Origin of the sequence: Pseudomonas sp. Q1 (assembly GCF_009935975.1) — a bacterium.
In the GTDB taxonomy this organism is placed as follows: domain Bacteria; phylum Pseudomonadota; class Gammaproteobacteria; order Pseudomonadales; family Pseudomonadaceae; genus Aquipseudomonas; species Aquipseudomonas palleroniana.
In genome coordinates this window covers 1-720 of sequence record NZ_QODI01000056.1, presented here as the reverse complement: position 1 = coordinate 720, position 720 = coordinate 1, and the positions used below count along the sequence as shown (strand labels likewise).

The window sequence follows — 720 nt, the reverse complement described above, 5'->3', positions numbered from 1 at the left end:
CTTCTCTCTGCTTTTCTTATGAGAGGATGCACTCAGAATATAAACATGCCAGCCGACTGTTCTGACATTTATAACTCCGGACAAACAGTCAGTGGGATTTACTCCATCTATCCAGCAGGATACATTCCTGTCTGGGTTTACTGTGAGATGGTCTCCGGTGGGAAAGCTGAAGACAACAGAGCATGGACGGTGTTTCAGAGGAGAATGGATGGCACTGTGAATTTCTATCGGCCGTGGAATCAGTACAAGAGAGGATTTGGGAATGTGGAGGGAGAATACTGGCTGGGGCTGGAGAACATGTACCAGCTGACACGTAAGAACAAGTACATGCTGAGAGTGGATCTGGAGGACTTCACCGGGAGGAAAGGTTTCGCTCTGTACTCGTCCTTCTCTGTGGATTCTGAAGCTGAAGGGTACAAACTACATGTTTCAGGATTCACTGATGGAGGAGCAGGAGACTCGATGACCCACCATAATGGACAGAAGTTCACCACCTTTGACAAAGACCAAGACGCCAATGAAAAAAACTGTGCCAGAGTGTATCTTGGGGCGTTTTGGTACTATAACTGTCACCTTGCAAACCCCAATGGTGTGTATTTATGGGGAGATGATCCCACCCTTTTCGCTGTTGGAAATGTTTGGTACACATGGAAGAACAATTTTTCTGTTGGTATGAAATCCATCAGTATGAAGATCAGACGTGTGTCTTAGACATTTGAA

General features: G+C 45.8%; 1 protein-coding gene. It reads left to right on the top strand.

Features of this window, described 5'->3' with window-relative positions:
• Window positions 1-711: fibrinogen-related domain-containing protein (locus tag DK870_RS29095; protein WP_218580688.1), on the top strand; the 711-nt coding region annotated here is incomplete at its 5' end.
• Window positions 712-720: the final 9 nt, after the last annotated feature.